Here is a 16,211-nt window from a genome sequence, read left to right on the forward strand (position 1 = left end):
ACAGATGCTCGGTCCCGATCCGTCGGGTCGCGCCTCCAGGCAGTCTTTTTTGTTTTGGCTCTCAGCAGCGGAGAGAAGTTTCATGAGCAGTCCCGATGCTCAAACCAGTTCACAGCACCGAGCGCTGGCCTTGTCGACGGTCGCCTTCACGGTGTGCTTTGCCGTCTGGACCATCTTCTCGATTATCGGCGTGGCGCTGAAGGATCAGCTCGGCCTCTCCGAAACGCAGTTCGGCCTGCTGATCGGCACGCCGGTGCTGACCGGCTCGCTGGTGCGGATCGTGCTCGGCATCTGGACCGACCGGTATGGCGGGCGGGCTGTCTACACGGTGACGATGCTTGCCGCGGCAGTGGCGACGTCGCTACTGGTGTTCGCGCAAACCTACGAGCAGTTCCTTGTGGCGGCATTGGGCGTGGGTCTTGCGGGCGGATCGTTCGCAGTCGGCGTCGCCTATGTGTCGCGGTTCTATCCGCAGAAGCAGCAGGGCACGGCGCTGGGGATTTTTGGTGCGGGCAACGTCGGCGCCTCGGTGACGAAGTTCATCGCGCCGTTCGTGATGGTGGCGTTCGGCTGGCAAGCCGTGGCGCTCGCCTGGGCCGGGGTGCTGGCAATCATGGCGGTGGTGTTCTGGTTCTCGACTGAGGACGATCCGGTGCTGGTGAAGCGCCGCAAGGAAGGCGCACCGCAGCGCAGCCTCGCGGCCGAGTTCGCGCCGCTCAAGGACATCCGCGTCTGGCGCTTCGGGCTCTACTATTTCTTCGCCTTTGGCGCGTTCGTCGCGCTGACCCTGTGGCTGCCGCGCTACCTCATCGGGGTGTACGGCTTCGACATCAAGACTGCCGGCATGGTCGCCGCCGCGTACTCGATCCCGGCCAGCCTGTTCCGTGCCTATGGTGGCTCTCTCTCCGACAAGGTCGGGGCGCGGACGGTGATGTACTGGACCTTCGGCGTTTCGGCCGTGGCGACGTTTATCCTGGCGCTGCCGCCGAGCGACGTGACGATCCACGGCATCGCCGGCAGCTTCAGCGTTCCCTTCGCCATCAGCCCCTGGGCCTTCATCGGGCTGGTGTTCGTGCTGGGCTTCTTTATGAGCCTTGGCAAGGCCGCGGTCTACAAGCACATCCCGGCCTACTACCCCGAGAATGTCGGGGCCGTCGGCGGCCTCGTCGGGATGATCGGCGGGCTCGGTGGCTTCATCCTGCCGCTGCTCTTCGGCTGGCTCAATGACGCGACGGGTCTGTGGAGCAGCTGCTTCATGGCGCTGTTCGTCCTCGTCGTCCTGTCGCTCGGGCTCATGCACATCGCCGTGCGCCGCATGACCCGCGTGCAGCCGGCCGCACACCTTCAACTGGAGACGGTTCAGTGAAAGAGAAACTCGTCATCGTCGGCAACGGCATGGCGCCCGGGCGGGCGCTGGAGAAGCTGTTCGAGACCGACCCCGATCGCTACGACGTGGTGATCTTCAACGCCGAGCCGCGAGTCAACTACGACCGCATCATGCTCAGTCCGGTGCTGTCGGGCGAGAAGAGCTTCGACGACATCGTGATCCACGGTGACGCCTGGTACATCAAGCACGGCATCACTCTCTACAAGGGCTGCAAGATCGAGACGATCGACCGGGTGAACAAGACGGTCACCTCGGCCAATGGCATCACCGAGAGCTACGACAAGCTGGTGATCGCGACGGGCTCGGTGCCGTTCATCATCCCGGTGCCGGGGGTCAACCTCGCCGGCGTCGTCACTTATCGCGACCTCGACGACGTCAACATCATGATGATGGCGGCGAAAGCGCGGGGCAGGGCGGTGGTCATCGGCGGCGGCCTGCTCGGGCTCGAAGCGGCGGCTGGACTCAACGAGCAGGGCATGGACGTCACCGTGGTGCACGTGATGCCGACGCTGATGGAGCGGCAGCTCGATCCGGCGGCGGGCTACCTGCTCGGCGAGTCGATGAAGGCCCGCGGGGTCAAAGTCCTGACCGCGGCCAATACCAAGCAGATCCTCGGCGACAAGCGCGTCACCGGCGTCGAACTGGCCGACGGCACTATCCTGCCGGCGGACCTGGTGGTGATGGCGGTCGGCATCCGGCCGAACGCCGCGCTCGGCAAGGCGGCGGAGCTGGCGGTCAACCGCGGTATCGTGGTCGACGCGCAGATGCGCACCTCCGACCCTTCGATCTACGCGCTCGGCGAGTGCGTCGAGGTGAACGGGGCCACCTTCGGCCTCGTGGCGCCGCTCTACGACATGGCCAATGTGCTTGCCGCCCAGCTCTGCGGCGACGAGAAGGCGACGTTCGTCCCGGTTGCCACGGCGACCCGGCTCAAGGTGACCGGCATCAGCCTCTATTCGGCGGGTGACTTCGCCGAGGGTGAGGATCGCGAGGAGATCGTGCTGCGCGACGCCACGGCCGGCGTCTACAAGCGGCTGATCCTGCGCGACGACAAGATCATCGGCACGGTGCTCTACGGCGACACCGGGGACGGACCGTGGTTCTACGACATGCTGAAGCGCAACGTGGACACGCGCGAAATGCGCGACACGCTGATCTTCGGCCAGAACTATCAGGGTGGTGCCCCGCTGGACCCTACGGCGGCCGTTGCAGCCTTGCCGGATGAGGCAGAGATCTGTGGTTGTAACGGCATTTGTAAATCGAAGATCACCGGCGCCATCACGGCAAAGGGCCTGACGTCGCTCGACGACGTTCGTGCTCACACCAAGGCTTCGGCGAGCTGCGGCTCGTGCACGGGCCTAGTCGAAAAGCTCCTGCTGCTGACGCTGGGCGACAGCTACAACCCGTCGGCGGTGCAGCCGATGTGCAAATGCACCGATCTCGGCCACGACGATGTGCGCCGGCTGATCATCGCCAAGGATCTGAAGACGATCCCACAACTGATGCAGGAGCTCGAGTGGAAGACCTCGTGCGGCTGCGCCAAGTGCCGGCCGGCGCTCAACTATTACATGATCGCCACCTGGCCGGGTGAGTACGAGGATGACGGGCAGTCGCGTTTCATCAACGAGCGCGTGCACGCCAACATCCAGAAGGACGGCACCTATTCGGTGGTGCCGCGCATGTGGGGCGGCATGACCAGCCCGAACGAGCTGCGCGCCATCGCTGACGTCGCCGACAAGTTCAAGATACCGGCGGTGAAGGTGACAGGCGGGCAGCGCATCGACCTGCTCGGGGTGAAGAAGGAAGACCTGCCGGGCGTGTGGGCCGATCTCAACGCCGCCGGCATGGTTTCGGGCGCCGCCTATGCCAAGGGCCTGCGCACGGTGAAGACCTGCGTGGGGTCGGACTGGTGCCGGTTCGGCACACAGGATTCGACCGGGCTCGGCATCAAGCTCGAGAAGTTCATGTGGGGCAGCTGGACCCCTGCCAAGGTGAAGATGGCGGTCTCCGGCTGTCCGCGGAATTGCGCCGAGGCGACCTGCAAGGACGTCGGCGTGATCTGCGTAGACTCCGGCTACGACATCGTCTTCGCCGGTGCAGCGGGGCTCGACATCAAGGGCACCGAGGCGCTCTGCCATGCCGACAGCGAGGACGAGGCGATCGAGATCATCGCGGCGTTGACCCAGCTCTATCGTGAGCAGGGGCGCTATCTCGAGCGCATGTACAAGTGGCTGAAGCGGGTGGGGATGGAGTCGATCCAGGCTTCGATCGTCCGTGATCTGGAGAAGCGCCGCTTCTACTACGACCGGTTCGTGTTCTCGCAGAAATTCGCCCAGGTCGACCCGTGGGAAGAGCGGGTCAATGGCAAGGACGCACACGAATTCGCCGCTCTGGCAGAATTCGGCGTGCCGCAGGCAGCGGAGTGAGCTTGATGGAAGACTGGGTCGAAATCGGTCGCATCGAGCAGATCCCGTTGCGGGGTGCGCGCTGCGTTACCACCCCGGCTGGGAAAATCGCGGTGTTCCGCACGGCGGAGAACCACGTCTATGCCATCGAGAACCGCTGCCCGCACAAGGGCGGCCCGCTCAGCGAAGGTATCGTGCATGGCGGGTCGGTGACCTGTCCGCTGCACAACTGGGTGTTCGATCTCGCGACTGGCGAGGCGCAGGGCGCGGACGAGGGACAGGTACGGACCTTCGCGGTGAACGTGGTCGAAGGGCGCATCTTCATGGCGGCCGAGGTCATGCTTATGGCGGCGGAGTAGGGCGGAGCAACCATGGCCGACCCCAAGACGGTCCGCACCACCTGCCCCTATTGCGGGGTAGGGTGCGGCGTGCTCGCGACGCCGCAGTCGGATGGCTCGGTGACGATTGCCGGTGATCCGGAGCATCCGGCCAATTTCGGGCGGCTCTGCTCGAAGGGCTCGGCGCTGGGCGAGACGCTGTCGCTGGAGGGGCGGCTGCTCCACCCGGAGATCGGCGGCGAGCGGGCCAGCTGGGACCAGGCGCTGGACCTCGTGGCGAATACCTTCGCCGAGACCATTGCCGAGCATGGGCCTGACTCCGTCGCCATCTATGGTTCGGGGCAGCTGCTGACCGAGGACTATTACGTCGCCAACAAGCTGATGAAGGGGTTCATCGGCTCGGGCAACATCGACACCAACTCGCGGCTCTGCATGGCCTCGTCGGTGGCCGGGCACAAGCGGGCCTTCGGCTCGGACACGGTGCCGGGGAACTACGAGGACCTTGAACTCGCAGACCTGATGATCCTCGTCGGCTCCAACCTCAGCTGGTGCCACCCGGTGCTGTACCAGCGGATCATCAAGGCGAAGGCCGAGCGGCCGGGGATGCGGATCGTCTTGATCGATCCGCGGCGGACCACCACGGCGGACCAGGCGGACCTGCATCTCGCGATCAAGCCGGATGGTGACACGGCGCTGTTCGTCGGGCTGCTGAAGTCGCTGGCGGAGCGGAACGCGGTCGATGCCGAGTTCATCGCCGAGAGCACCAATGGGTTTGGCGCGGCGCTGGACGTGGCGCGGAGTTGGAGCCTCGAGCGGGTGGCCGAGGCCACCGGGCTCAGCGTGCGCAATATCGCGGTGTTCTACGACTGGTTCGCCGAGACGACGCGGACGGTGACCGTCTACTCGCAGGGCGTGAACCAGTCGGCGACGGGGACTGACAAGGTCAACGCCATCGTCAACGCGCACCTCGCCACCGGTCGCATCGGCATGCCGGGGATGGGCCCGTTCTCGGTGACCGGGCAGCCTAATGCGATGGGCGGCCGCGAGGTCGGTGGGCTCGCCAACATGCTGGCCGCGCACATGGATTTCGACGCCATCAATGTCGACCGGCTGCAGCGGTTTTGGCGCTCGGAGCGGGTGGCGACCAAGCCCGGGCTGAAGGCGGTCGACCTGTTCGAGGCGATCGGTGCGGGCAAGGTGAAGGCGCTGTGGATCATGGCGACCAACCCGGTGGACTCGATGCCCGAGGCCGACAAGGTGCGGGCGGCGATCCGCGCCTGCCCGTTCGTCGTGGTGTCGGACATGAACGCGGCGACCGATACGGCGGTCGAAGCCCATGTGCGGCTGCCGGCGGCGGGCTGGGGTGAAAAGAACGGCACGGTGACCAATTCCGAGCGCCGGATCTCGCGGCAGCGGCCTTTCCTCGCGGCGCCGGGGGAGGCAAAGCCGGACTGGTGGATCGTCACCCAGGTGGCGCGGCGGATGGGGCATGCCGAGGCCTTCGCGTACGAGCGGCCGGGCGAGATATTCGCCGAGCACGCGGCGCTCTCGGCGTTCGAGAACAACGGCAACCGCGACTTCGACCTGTCGGGGCTGATGCACGCCGAGTATGACGGGCTGCAGCCGGTGCAGTGGCCGGTGCGCTCGGTGCGCAGCACGGCGCGGATGTTCACGGATGGACGGTTCTTCACCCCCGATAATCGGGCACGCTTCGTGGCGGTGGCACCGCCGCCGCCGATCGTGCCGCCACCGGGAATGCTGGTGCTGAACACCGGGCGGGTACGCGACCACTGGCACACCATGACGCGGACGGGGAAGACGCCTCGACTGTCGGCGCATATGGCGGAGCCGTTCGCCGAATTGCATCCGGACGATGCGTTCGAAAAGAGCATCCGGCATGCGAGCCTGGTGCGGCTCGAGAACCGGCATGGTTCGGCGCTGGTGCGGGCGCTTGTGACGGACCGCCAGCAGAAGGGCTCAGTGTTCGTGCCGATGCACTGGACCGGGCAGTTCTCCGCCGCCGGCCGCGTCGATGCGCTGGTCACCGGGCAGACCGACCCGCAATCAGGACAGCCGGCGTTGAAGATGGCGACGGTAAGCGTAGGGCCGGCCCTGGCGCGGCGCTACGGCTTCGCGGTGAGCCGGAAGCGGCCGGAGCTGGCCGGCGCGGACTACTGGGCGATCGCCGAGACGACCGGCGGCTGGCGCGCCGAGCTGGCGTTTCTCGATGACCTCGCCGACCCGCTCGAATGGGCGCGCGGGGCCTTCCAGCTGGCGCCCGAGACGGCGCCGCTGACCATCACCGACAAGGCAACCGGACGTCAGAGCCTCGCGCTGTTCGACGGCAACCAACTGGTGTTCGCGCTGTTCCTATCGCCCGATCCGGTGCTCGTATCGCGACAGTGGGCGGTGTCGCTGCTGACCGAAAACATCAAGCCGGCGCGGCGGGCCGACATCCTGGTCGGCCGTCCTGGAGCCGATCGTCCGGACCCCGGCCCGATCGTCTGCGCCTGCTTCTCGGTTGGCGCCAACCAGATCGCCGAGGCGGCACGCGGCGGCTGCCACACCGTCGACGCGATCGGCGCGGCGCTGAAGGCGGGGACCAATTGCGGCTCGTGCCGCGCGGAAATCCGCGGGCTGATCGAACTCAACCGACTCGAAGCGGCGGAGTAGCACCGCGCCCCGCAACCGGGTTTCGTCGACTTTGCGCGCCTTCATTCATTTGTCGTTCAGCCCCCGTCATCATAGGGTAGCGCAACTATAAGAGATCACAGGGGTGAGGGAATGCAGCGGCTTTTTCGGTCGATCTGGTGGCTTGTTGTGGCCGGAGCCCTCCTCCTAGGACCTGCCCAAGCGGCGGACCGCAACATCACGCTGTTGCCGGGCACAGATCTTCCCGGTTTCGACTATTCGGTGATCAAGGACGTCGATATCGACGCCTGCTCGGCCGCCTGTACCGATGACAAGATCTGCCGCGCCTTCACCTTCAACGAAAAGGCCAAGTGGTGCTTCCTTAAGGGCGATGTCGGCCCCGAGACGGCGTTCAAGGGCGCCACGTCCGGCCGCGTCGACTTTACCCCGCCGTTGGCCGAGAACGTCGAAGCGCGGCTGAGCGAACTGCCGTTCCCGGCGCAGGACCTGGTCGATTCCGCCCGCTACATGGCGACCAGCCTACCACAGACCGATCCGCCGCCGCCGGATGTGACCTATGCCGACCTCGTTGCCGCGGGTGACGAGGCATCCGCCCAGTCGAACCCCTCGGCGGCGATGGTGTCGTACCGGCAGGCGCTGGCGATCAACAAGAACGACCCGTCCGTATGGCTGAAGCTCGCGGCGCAGGGCGAGGCCCGTGCCGTGATAGAAGCAGCGGCCGGCAACGGTGTCTACGACCTCGCGGTCAACTCGTCCTATGCTGCGATGAACGCCTTCGTGCTGTCCGAGACCGTTGCCGAGCGCGCCGATGCGCTGGGTGCGCTGGCCGTGGCGTTGTCGCGTCGTGAGATGTGGCGCGAGTCCATTGCGCTTTATCGCGCCAGCCTTGCGCTGGTCGACAATGCCACGCTGGAAGCGGCGCTGGAGAAGGCGGTCGCCGAGCACGGCTTCCGCGTCACCTCGAACCAGGTGGATGCCGAAGCGGCCAACCCGCGCATCTGCGCGGTGTTCTCGGACTCGCTGCCTGCTGGCGGCACCGACCTTTCGAGCTACGTGGTGGTCGACAATGCGCCGACTGTGGCGGTTGAAAGCGACCAGAGCCAGATCTGCATCACCGGCGTCGAGCATGGCCGGCGCTACCACATCAAGCTGCGCTCGGGCCTGCCGTCGGCCAATGGCGAGCAACTGCGCGCCGATGTCGAGCTCGACCTCTACGTGCCCGATCGTGCGCCGTTCGTCGGCTTTGCCAACAGTGCCTACGTGATGCCCGCCGGGCTCGGCGGCGGCCTGCCGATCACCTCGGTGAACGCCAAGACCGCCGACGTGGTGATCTACCGGATCGGCGACCGCTCGATCGCGACCGCGGTGCGCCAGGGCATCTTCCAGCGCACGCTCGACGGCTACTCGGCCGAGGACGTCGCCAATTCGACCGGCGAGAAGACCTGGGAAGGCCAGGTGGACCTGGCGCAGGGCGCGCCGAACGCCATGACGGTGACGGCGATCCCGGTCGCGGAGATCGTCAAGGAGCTGCAGCCGGGCGCCTATGTGGTGACCGCCAAGGTCAACGGCGTGCAGCAGGAATACTGGAAAGAAGTCGCGACGCAGTGGTTCATCGTCACCGACCTGGGCCTGACCACGGTGACGGGCGATGACGGCGTGCACGCGTTCGTGCGCTCGCTGACCAGCGCGCAGCCGGTGGCCAATGCCAAGGTGCGGCTCGTCGCCGTCAATAACGAGATCCTCGGCGAAGCGGTGACCGATGCCGATGGCCGGGCCGATTTCGCGCCGGGCCTGTCGCGCGGCGAAGGCGGCCGGGCGCCGCAGCTGATCACCACCGAGACCGATGGCGGGGACTATGCGTTCCTCGACGTGTCGAAGGCGGCGTTCGATCTCACCGATCGTGGTGTCGAGGGCCGGCCGTCGCCGGGTCCGCTCGACCTGTTCGCGACCACCGAGCGCGGCGTGTATCGCCCGGGCGAGACGGTGTTCCTCACCGCGATCCTGCGTGATGTGCACGCCAAGGCGGTGACCGACCTGCCGCTGACACTGGAGGTGCAGCGTCCGGACGGGGTGATCTCGACCACTGAACTGCTCAACGACGCAGGCGCCGGCGGCTATTTCAGCGCCGTGACGCTCGATCCCGAAGCCATGCGCGGCTCGTGGACGATGCGGCTCTATGCCGACCCCAAGGCCGATGCACTGACCAATGTCGGCTTCCTCGTCGAGGATTTCGAGCCGGAACGGCTGGCGTTCGAGATCAGCGCGGCGGATGAGCCGATCAAGACCGGCGAAGTGACCCCGGTCGAGGTGACGGCGAAGTATCTCTACGGCGCCACGGCGCCCGACCTCGCGGTCGAGGCCGATGCGGTGCTGCGTCCGGTGACCTCGCTGCCGGCTTACCCGGGCTACACGTTCGGCCGTCTCGACGACACGTTCGAGACCTCGCGCGAACCGCTCGGCGTCGTCGGCACCACCGACGAATCCGGCAATGTCACCGCCGAGGTGACGGTCAGTGCGCCGCAGTCGACGACGCGGCCGCTCGAGGCACAACTGATCATGCGCCTCGTCGACAGCAATGGCCGCGCCATCGAGCGCAGCCTCACCCGTCCGGTGCTGGCCGATGGCAATCGCATTGGGCTGAAGCCGCAGTTTGCCGATGCCAGCGGACTGGCCGAGGGCAGCAACGCTACCTTCGACGTGATCGCGGTGGCGCCCGATGGCGCGACCGTCGACCAGGCGGGCCTCGATTGGAGCCTGTCGCGGGTCGAGACCACCTACCAGTGGTACCGCAACAGCGGCACCTGGAAGTGGGAAGCCGTCACCACGACGCGCGAAGTTGCCAACGGCACCGTCGACGCGCTCGCCTCCGGCCCGGTCGCTATCGGGGCAGCCGTCAGCTGGGGCCAGTACCGGCTCGAAGTGTCGAGCACCGGTGAAGGCGCGACCTCGTCCAGCTACGAGTTCTATGCCGGCTACTACTATCCGGAAGCGGGCTCGGACACGCCGGACACCCTCTCCGTAGCGCTCGACAAGCCGGCTTATCGCAAGGGCGAGACGGCCAACCTGAAGCTCGATCCGCAGTTCGCAGGCACGGCGTTGGTGATGGTGGTCGACGACCGGATCATCGCCATGAAGGCGGTCGACGTGCCGGAAGGCGGCACCACCGTGCCGCTGGAAGTCACCGATGACTGGGGCCCTGGCGCTTATGTGACGGCGATGCTCTATCGTCCGGCCAGCGCGGAAGCAAAGCGGATGCCGGCGCGTGCGCTCGGCCTCGCTTTCGCCGATGTCGAGCCGGGCGACCTGAAGCTCGACATGACGCTCGACGCACCCAAGGACGCACTGCCGCGGCAGCCGTTCACCACCACGGTGAAGCTCGCCAATGTGCAGCCGGGTGACAAGGCTTACGTCGCGGTTGCGGCGGTGGACCTGGGCATCCTCAACCTCACAAAGTTCCAGGTGCCGGATCCGGATGGCTGGTTCTTCGGCCAGCGCCAGCTCGGCGTCGAGGTGCGCGACCTCTATGGCCAGCTGATCGATCCGATGCAGGGTACTCCGGGCGCGTTCCGCACCGGTGGTGACGAGGGCGCCTCGCGCTTCGGCACGCCGCCGGCGACCACGGTTCTCGTGGCACTGCACTCGGGCATCGTCGAAGTGGGTGCCGACGGCACTGCGACGATCAGCTTTGACATGCCGGACTTCAACGGCACGGTGCGGCTGATGGCGATGGCGTGGAGCGCCGGCGCCGTGGGCCACGGCTCCGCCGACGTGATCGTGCGCGATCCGGTGGTGGTGAACCTGAGCCCGCCGCGGTTCCTGCGCCTCGACGACACGTCGCGGCTCTTGGTTGAGGTCAACAACGTCGCCGGCCAGCCGGGCACCTACAAGGTGGCGCTGGAAACCGGTGAGGGGCTCTCGACCGACGCGGCCGAGACGAGGATCGACCTGCCGACGGGCGAGCGCACCGCGCTCAACCTCAGCCTAACTGGCACAGCGATTGGCGACCAGACGCTCAAGGTCGTCGTCACCGCGCCGGATGGGACAACGCAGACCAAGGAGCTGACGCTCGGGGTCCGCGCCGCCAGCGCACCGGTGACCACCAGCCAGCTGATCCCGCTGGAGGTCGGCGCCACGACGACGCTCGACGCCAGTTTCTTCGCCGACGCCGTGCCGCACACAGGGGAACTGACGCTCGCGGTGGGTCCGATTGCCCGCCTCGATGTGCCGGGTCTGCTGATGCAGCTCGACCGCTACCCGTACGGCTGCGCCGAGCAGACCTCGAGCCGTGCCCTGCCGCTGCTCTATCTCAACGAAGTCGCCTCGATGATTGGCCTGGGCGATGACGAAGCGATCACCCAGCGGGTCAAGGACGCGATCAAGAACCTGCTCGCCAAGCAGACCTCCAGCGGCGGTTTCGGCCTCTGGGGACCGTACGATGGCACCGACCTGTGGCTCGACTCCTACGTCACCGAGTTCCTGCTCCGCGCCAAGGCGGAAGGGTACGACGTGCCGGAGCTGGCGATGACCCGGGCGCTCGACAACCTCGGCAACCAGGTGTCCTACGCCACCGACTTCACCGTCGGCGGAGAGGACGTGGCCTTCGCGCTCTATGATCTGGCGCGCGCCGGCCGGGCTGCCATCGGCGACCTGCGTTACTACCTCGAGGCGCGCCTCAGCGCCTTCGGATCGCCGCTCGCCAAGGCCCAGCTCGGTGCCGCGCTCGCCCTTTATGGCGACCGGACCCGTGCGGCGACTGCCTTCCAGGCGGCTGTCGAGGACCTCAAGGCCCGCGAGGACCGGGCGAAGTACCGCAACGACTACGGCAGCCAGCTGCGTGATACGGCCGGAGTGCTCGCACTCGCCGCCGAGTTCTCGCCGTCGGGTGTCGATATCGGCGAGCTGACGACCAAGCTCGCGACGCTCCGTGACCAGGAACGCTGGACCTCCACCCAGGAGGATGCGTGGACGCTGGTTGCCGCTTCGGCGCTGGCACGTGAGGCCGGCGATGGTTCGGTGACGATCGATGGTGAGCCGCTGACAGGCACCGTCTACCGCCGCTACGAGCAGGAGGCGTTCGACAGCGCACCGGTGGAGATCGTCAACAACGGCAACCGGCCGACCGAGATGAAGGTGACCGTCACCGCAATCCCGGCGACCCCGCCGGCGGCGAGCTCGAACGGCTTCACTATCCAGCGCGACTACTACCTGCCGAACGGCGAGCCGGCCGACCTCAGCAATATCCACCAGAACGACCGGTTCGTGGTGGTGCTGACGACGCGGCCGACCCAGCTCGGTTCGGGCCAGTATGTGGTGGCCGATCCGCTGCCGGCCGGGTTTGAGATCGAGAACCCCGACCTGCTGCAGGGCTCGGGCGTTGCCGACCTCAGCTGGCTCACCGTCGATACGCCGGCGCATGTTGAATCGCGGACCGACCAGTTCGTTGCCGCATTCAGGTTCACCTCGGCGGCCAGCAGCGTCACCACCGCCTACATGGTGCGTGCCGTCTCGCCGGGGACGTTCGTTATGCCGGGCGCCACGGTCGAGGACATGTACCGGCCGGAACTCCTCGCCAATACCGACGCGGGTTCGATCGAGGTCAGCGCGACCGGGCCATGAGCACCGCCGTACCCAAACAGCAGCCCCGGCGCTTCCGAGCGCCGGGGCTCTTTACTGCCACGCTTATCGTCCTCGCCGGCGTGGCGTTGGTCGGCAGCCAGTACGGGCTCGCCGTGCTGCGCGATATCCGCGCCACGCTGCCGCCCACACCGGTGGTGTCGGCCGTGCCGGTTTCGACCGCGGTGGTCGACAACGCCGGGCTGCTGCTCCGGCCGTTCACCACGGCCAATGGGCGCTGGCGGTTGCCGGTGACGATCGAAGAGGTCGACCGGCGGTTCATCACGATGCTGCTGGCCTATGAGGACCAGCACTTTGCCGAGCACCACGGCATCGACTGGCCGTCGATGCTGCGCGCCGCGGTGCAATATGCCGGGGCAGGGCGGATCGTCTCGGGCGGCTCGACCCTCACCATGCAGGTGGCGCGGCTGATCGGCGGCGAGCCGACGCGCAACATCGCCGGCAAGCTGCGCCAGATGGTGCATGCCGACGCGCTGGAACGGACGCTGAGCAAGGACGAGATCCTGACGCTCTACCTGACGCTGGCGCCCTATGGCGGCAATATCGAAGGGATCCGCGCGGCGAGCCTCGCCTATTTCGGCAAGGAGCCGGGCCGGCTCACCACGGCGGAGTGCGCGCTGCTGGTGGCGCTGCCGCAATCGCCCGAGGCGAGGCGGCCGGATCGCGATGTCGAAGTGGCGCGGGCAGCGCGCAACCTGGTGCTCGACCGCATGGTCGGTGCGAAGGTGATCAGCGCGGAGGAGGCCGAGGCGGCAAAGCTCGAGCCGATGCCCAAGGCGCGGCGCGAGTTCCCGATGTATGCGGCGCACCTTGCCGAGGCGGCGGTGAAGGCGCGGCCGAATGCACGGAAGATCGAACTCACCATCGACCGGCAGCTGCAGGCGAAGCTCGAGCGGCTGGGCGCGGATCGCGCGGCACAACTCGGCTCGAAGCTGTCGGTGGCGATCGTCGTCGCCGATCAGCAGACCGGCAACATCCTCGCCTCGGTCGGTTCGGCCGGGCTCTTCAATGCCGAGAGCGACGGCTATGTCGACATGACCGAGGCGGTGCGCTCGCCCGGCTCGACGCTGAAGCCGCTGATCTACGGGCTGGCGTTCGAGCTGGGGCTCGCGCATCCCGAGAGCCTGATCGAGGACCGGCCGACGGCGTTCAACGGTTATGTGCCGGTCAATTTCGACGGCTTCAGTCGCGGCACGGTCAGCATCCGGCAGGCGCTGACGGAGTCGCTGAACATTCCGGCGGTGGTGGTGCTCGACGCGGTCGGACCGGCGCGGCTGGTGTCGCGGATCAAGCGGGCGCACGCGGCGGCGCGGCTGCCGGCGGATACGGCGCCGAGCCTGGCGGTGGGTCTCGGCGGCGTCGGTCTGACACTGCGCGATCTCGTCTCGATCTATGCGGCGATCGGCCGGGGCGGTACGCCTGTGGTGCTGCGCGACGGGGTGACGGCGGTGCCGGACGAGGCTGAGACGCCGGCGCCGGTGCTCGATCCGACCGCGGCGTGGTATGTCGCCAACATCCTCGCCGACGTGCCGCCGCCGCTCAACGGCTCGGCCGGGCGCATCGCCTACAAGACCGGCACGTCCTACGGCTATCGCGACGCGTGGGCCATCGGCTTCGATGGCAAGACGGTGATCGGGGTGTGGGTCGGCCGGCCCGACAACTCGCAGATCCCGGGGATCACCGGGATCCGGGCGGCGGCGCCGATCCTGTTCGAGAGTTTCGACCGGCTGGCCGAGAAGACCGTGCCGCTGCGCGATGCGCCGCCGGGGACGATCTTTGCCTCCAACTCGGAGCTGCCATTGCCGCTGCGCCGCTTCCGCCATCCGGACGAGCAGAAGGTGAAGCGCGATGCGGCGCCGCAGATCGCCTATCCGACCGATGGCGTCGACGTTGACCTGGGGCTCGCCTCGGGCAACGAGGCGCCGCTGATCGTCAAGGTGCGCAATGGCGTGCCGCCCTTCACCTTCTTCGCCAACGGCGCGCCGTTCGGCCGCTCGGCCTTTGCCAGGCAGAACAGTTGGCGGCCGGATGGGCCGGGGTTCGTGACGCTCTCGGTGGTGGACGCCGAGGGACGGTCGGACTCGGTGAAGGTGTTTCTCGACTGAGCCAAATCAATTCGAATGCCCGCCGGGCGCGAGAGCTTTCGGCAAGTTCTGGCGTCCAGTCTCGTTGGGGAGCGCCCGGGTCATGGCAGAAACCGCAGCAATTAGATGCGACTACGCCTTACCGGCTTCATCAAAACGGAACGGCGGAACCGCGATAGTATGTTCGCCTCACTTCGCCGCTCGGTGGACCACCTGCCGGGCGGCGCCATTTCCCTGATACACCGCTGAGCGTCGAAATGCGATATCCGCCGGTCACCGGCGTTGATGTCCGCAGAAGGGCGCTGCCCAAGGGACTCGTCCAAAGTCATTTCGCAATATGCGGAACTTAGGCCGGTTCATGCTGCAGCAACCATTAAGTGCTCCAGCGTACAGGTAATGTTCGGTGCCAACAAAGCTTGCGGGAATCGTTGACGTCTTGCGAAGCAACTTAGTACAGTATTTGACCGATAGATACCGTGTCTCACTGCCGGCTTCACCGCGCATAGGCGGACGACAGGGCCGAGAGCCCGCCGGCGACATACACTATTCGGACGTCCAACAGGACCGGCGTCTCGCGGATCGAAGGTTCGATCCGTGCCGAGGCCATTGCTCCGGCGCTGTTGAACCCCGATCCCCGCTATGGCCGCAGAAGCGGCAAGTCGCGGTATCCCAAGTCCGGGTGATCGCCGGGCATTGGTGGAGCGCTGCGAGGCTGCTGACGAGTGGAGCTCCCTCCTCCCTCTCCATTCGCTGTAGCTTCGCGGCGTTCGCTTTAGTTGCGCGTCAGTTTGGCTGCAAACAGAACTCTCAAGCTTAGTTCGCTCGACTGGGACTTGTTGCTTAGAAAAGTTGCAGTTCGTTATCGTACCGACGGCCATTAAAATTGATTGAACAACGGCTCTAAATAACTATCGTCCATTCTGAGTTTCATTAGTACTTGAGCCTAGTGTCGATCAGGTCGGATGACGTCGAGATGTGAGGCCTTGGCTTCGTCCGGTTCGACCAACGGCATGATGCTCCCAGGTGGCTCCCCATCGCTGACTCGCGAGCCCCCAAGGCCACCACAGACCGACGCAGCCCTCGGTTGGAAGCAGCAAGCGGTCGACGGACCATCCGGGCGGAGGCCCTGCCGTCCGGATGGTCGTCTCCTCAGCCCCTCGCAGGTTTTCGCGGCAGGCGGCAACGCCGAGCAGCGGATATGTTCTTGTGTGCCAGGTTCACCGGCCAGTTCTGCGATCTCGTTGGAGGCCGCTGAGCTATCGGCAATTCGAGGCGGGTCTGTCACAGGCCGACGTTTGTGAGTGATGAAAGGACCTTGGAATGCCCTCAATGCTGATGATGGTGGCACTCGGTGTGATCGCGCTACTCGCGGTCGGGGCCATGGTGGCACCGGTGATGGCACAGCAGCAGCTCTGCCTGCACCTGCACGAGGTGACGGGCCAGACACCCACAACCACGTTGCTCCAGCGCCCGGTCAGTTTGGTGGCAGAAACAGCGCAGCGTTAGCGAATGGTTAAGCGGCAGCTTCGCAAGAAACTGACTGCAACGTCGTGCCGTTACTGACATGCCTACGAAAGCGGGATTTTCACCGTTATTTCGACGGCTCGAATCGATGTGTCGCAGCTACTCGTACTTCTGTCACAATCTAGCCGGCAGCCTCGCTTTGACCTATCGAGTGGCGCTTCAACGGCCGAGCGACCTGAATGTCGCC

The 16,211-nt window shown here is 66.4% G+C and carries 7 protein-coding genes; all 7 read left to right on the forward strand.

Going from position 1 to position 16,211, the window contains the following annotated elements:
• The first annotated feature begins 82 nt into the window (after window positions 1-82).
• The 7 genes from AC1DYL_RS21620 to AC1DYL_RS21650 all read left to right on the forward strand — a co-directional run bounded on the left by AC1DYL_RS21620 (window position 83) and on the right by AC1DYL_RS21650 (window position 16,006).
• Complete coding sequence (locus AC1DYL_RS21620; protein WP_477174731.1) at window positions 83-1,366, forward strand: MFS transporter; 1,284 nt, start codon at window positions 83-85, stop codon at window positions 1,364-1,366.
• On the forward strand, window positions 1,363-3,813 hold the full coding sequence (gene nirB, locus AC1DYL_RS21625; protein WP_477174732.1) for a nitrite reductase large subunit NirB: 2,451 nt from the start codon (window positions 1,363-1,365) through the stop codon (window positions 3,811-3,813). Before AC1DYL_RS21620 ends, nirB begins: the two co-directional genes overlap by 4 nt.
• A gap of 5 nt (window positions 3,814-3,818) precedes the next feature.
• Entirely contained in the window at window positions 3,819-4,151 is a 333-nt protein-coding gene (gene nirD, locus AC1DYL_RS21630; protein ID WP_477152073.1) for a nitrite reductase small subunit NirD, read from the forward strand.
• Between the two features lie 12 nt (window positions 4,152-4,163).
• Window positions 4,164-6,803, forward strand: a complete 2,640-nt coding sequence (locus AC1DYL_RS21635; RefSeq protein ID WP_477174733.1) for a nitrate reductase — start codon at window positions 4,164-4,166, stop codon at window positions 6,801-6,803.
• 111 nt (window positions 6,804-6,914) lie between these two features.
• Window positions 6,915-12,398 carry an MG2 domain-containing protein gene (locus tag AC1DYL_RS21640; RefSeq protein ID WP_477174734.1) on the forward strand — a complete coding sequence of 1,828 codons (5,484 nt, stop codon included), beginning with the start codon at window positions 6,915-6,917 and terminating at the stop codon, window positions 12,396-12,398.
• Window positions 12,395-14,521, forward strand: coding sequence for a penicillin-binding protein 1C (gene pbpC, locus AC1DYL_RS21645; RefSeq protein ID WP_477174735.1), 2,127 nt, complete (start codon window positions 12,395-12,397; stop codon window positions 14,519-14,521). The genes AC1DYL_RS21640 and pbpC overlap by 4 nt, the downstream gene beginning before the upstream one ends.
• 1,308 nt (window positions 14,522-15,829) lie before the next feature.
• Complete coding sequence (locus tag AC1DYL_RS21650; protein ID WP_477152077.1) at window positions 15,830-16,006, forward strand: hypothetical protein; 177 nt, start codon at window positions 15,830-15,832, stop codon at window positions 16,004-16,006.
• The last annotated feature ends 205 nt before the right edge of the window (window positions 16,007-16,211 follow it).

The organism is Devosia sp. P1_H9, from assembly GCF_056405135.1.

What these genes read in the sequence shown, in the direction of transcription:
- AC1DYL_RS21640 (WP_477174734.1), top strand. Translation starts at nt 6,915, where the DNA reads ATGCAGCGGCTTTTTCGGTCGATCTGGTGGCTTGTTGTGGCCGGAGCC.
- pbpC (WP_477174735.1), top strand. Translation starts at nt 12,395, where the DNA reads ATGAGCACCGCCGTACCCAAACAGCAGCCCCGGCGCTTCCGAGCGCCG.
- nirD (WP_477152073.1), top strand. Translation starts at nt 3,819, where the DNA reads ATGGAAGACTGGGTCGAAATCGGTCGCATCGAGCAGATCCCGTTGCGG.
- AC1DYL_RS21635 (WP_477174733.1), top strand. Translation starts at nt 4,164, where the DNA reads ATGGCCGACCCCAAGACGGTCCGCACCACCTGCCCCTATTGCGGGGTA.
- AC1DYL_RS21620 (WP_477174731.1), top strand. Translation starts at nt 83, where the DNA reads ATGAGCAGTCCCGATGCTCAAACCAGTTCACAGCACCGAGCGCTGGCC.
- AC1DYL_RS21650 (WP_477152077.1), top strand. Translation starts at nt 15,830, where the DNA reads ATGCTGATGATGGTGGCACTCGGTGTGATCGCGCTACTCGCGGTCGGG.